Source organism: Neochlamydia sp. AcF84 (assembly GCF_011087585.1).
GTDB lineage: Bacteria > Chlamydiota > Chlamydiia > Chlamydiales > Parachlamydiaceae > Neochlamydia.
Window position 1 is genome coordinate 1 of record NZ_VJOT01000011.1, and the last position, 2,326, is coordinate 2,326.

General features: G+C 39.0%; 2 protein-coding genes and 1 pseudogene. All 3 read right to left on the reverse strand.

The window, feature by feature from the left end; translation table 11 throughout:
• Positions 1 to 89: 89 nt before the first annotated feature.
• Positions 90 to 332 carry a hypothetical protein gene (locus NEOC84_RS00545; RefSeq protein ID WP_207391750.1) on the reverse strand — a complete coding sequence of 81 codons (243 nt, stop codon included), beginning with the start codon at positions 330 to 332 and terminating at the stop codon, positions 90 to 92.
• A 50-nt stretch (positions 333 to 382) separates the two neighbouring features.
• Complete coding sequence (gene ltrA, locus NEOC84_RS00550) at positions 383 to 1,633, reverse strand: group II intron reverse transcriptase/maturase (RefSeq protein WP_347566618.1); 1,251 nt, start codon at positions 1,631 to 1,633, stop codon at positions 383 to 385.
• 418 nt (positions 1,634 to 2,051) lie between these two features.
• Positions 2,052 to 2,326, reverse strand: a pseudogene (locus NEOC84_RS09700) (hypothetical protein); the annotation flags it as partial.

Sequence of the window (2,326 nt, forward strand, 5' to 3'; positions counted from 1 at the left end):
TTTTGTATCAATAACATTATAAAGGTGAACGCCAGCTTTTTTAATAGATTTTCAATTTAAAAAAAAATCTATAAAAAAAGACAGATGACCTAATCGAAATTTTGCAGTTCTTGATAGGCCATCTGATTGGCTTTAAGGATTAACTTATATTTTAAAGCAAAGTGATTAAGTAAGGTTTTAATTTTAAGAAATTCAAGCTTGCAATAAGCGATAAGAGATGAAAAAATATGATTTCTTTGAGAGCGAGCAATTTTGGTGGGTGACTTCTCAAGGCTAGCATTTTGCTTTATTGATTTGTGATATTGGTGAGTCGACCTGTGGAACTTCCCCACAGGCCTCTCTTAGAACGGTACAGAAACCTCTCAATTCATACCGCTCCCAATTAAGCAAACGCTCCTATCATCCCTCTTTTCCAATGTACAAATAGTCCTGGGTTTCTCATAACTATTTTTTCCATAAAGGTGATTGCTCTTGTTTTGTGACCTGCAAGTCTCTTGTATTTGCGCATAGCCCATGTGATTAATGACTTATTAAAATGGCGACAGATTTGATATAAAGCTGCTGGCCGATATCTCCCGTAATATTCTAACCATCCTCGGATGATTGGATTATACATTCTGGCTATATCTTTAAGCTCCAAACCTGTCTGATTTCTTATATTCCATTGCCTTATGGTTGCTTGCATAGATTTCAACGCTGTTTTACTTACGGCTGGTGTAAAACTTACAAACATGCTATTGCGTTTGCTATTTTTGACCACTCTTGGCCGAAAGGTATATCCTAGGAAGTCAAATTTGATTTCCTTGTATTTTCCTTTACGATCTACATCTTTGCAGTAGACAATCTTTGTTTTATCTGGGTGTAGTGTTAAGCTACATTTTTCCATTCGCTTTTCAAGCATATGTAGAATCTGCTTTGCTTCTTGTTCCGTTTTACAATGTACTAGTGCATCATCGGCGTATCTACACCATGGTATGTCAGGATGATCCCTTGTCATCCATGCGTCAAATACATAATGAAGAAATAGATTCGCAAGCACGGGGCTGATTACTCCCCCTTGAGGTGTACCCTTTGTTCTTTGGACAAGGGTTCCATTTTCTAGTTGGAGTGGTGCTTTCAGCCATCTTTCGATATATAAAATAACCCATTTGTTATCTGTATGTTTTCTTACCGCTTTCATTAGAAGGCTATGGTCTATATTATCAAATAGACCTTTGATATCAAATTCCAGCACCCAATCGTATTTCCAACATCTTTGTCTAGTGATCCCTACAGCATCTAAAGCTGATCTATTCGGCCTATATCCATAGGAATTTTGATGAAAATGGGGCTCTACTGTGGGTTCAAACATCAGCTTTACAATCATTTGAGCTATTCTATCACTTACTGTAGGTATTCCCAAGATTCTTTCTCCACCACTTTTCTTTGGTATTGCCACCGCTTTTACAGGCGGTGGAAAATAGCTTCCCGAGGACATCCTATTCCAGATTTTATAAAGATTGCTTTTAAGGTTTCGATCAAAACCCTCTAGCGTTTGCTGATCTATGCCAGCTGCTCCTGCGTTTGCTTTTACAAGTTTATAGGCCTCCATAACAAGTGTTTTAGAAATAATAAAAGGTTTTGTTTCACTCACGATTTCCTCCTAGAAATCTAGTTGAATAATGAATGTTACCACTTAATCCAACCTCTTTGCTCCAGCCGCATTACCAGCCTTCTTTGCTACTACAGGTTGTTCCGCCCCAGTTCTTGGCATCGGTACTCTCATTCTTATGATTTTTGTCATTTAAATTTCTCCCTTATCATCCAAGCAGCTGGTTCCCGCAGTTCCATACAAACGCCCAAATCAGACTCACGCCATCTATACGCCGGATGCCATCTACACAGTAATCAGGTATCTTGTAGATTCTTTACAGAAGATCGAAACGCCCCTGCTTTTGACATCAATTTTGTGGATTACGACGCATCCACAATGGTTCAGGTTTATTCGTCTTTCTGATTCATACCTTCCGAGTTTTATCTCGACTTTTCCTTAATGCTCACTACCATTACTCTTAATAACAGCAGCTTAAGGTGGTTTGAAGCCCGTTCCTGAAAACCGACTTCGGAGGGTCTTCTCCATCATTTGTACAGCTTATGCACAAAGCTTTTAGTTTATGTTTAATTTCTTTGTGCGCCTGCGGCGCACCCTCTATGCGCCATCGTTTGTGATAGATTTCATAGATTCGGCCAGCCTCATGATTTAGATCGTTAGTCACGATGTGGAGAATGCCTGTAGAGCCGTCTTCGTTCTTGAAGATCTTTGTAATCAAAGCTACAGGGAAAGCTA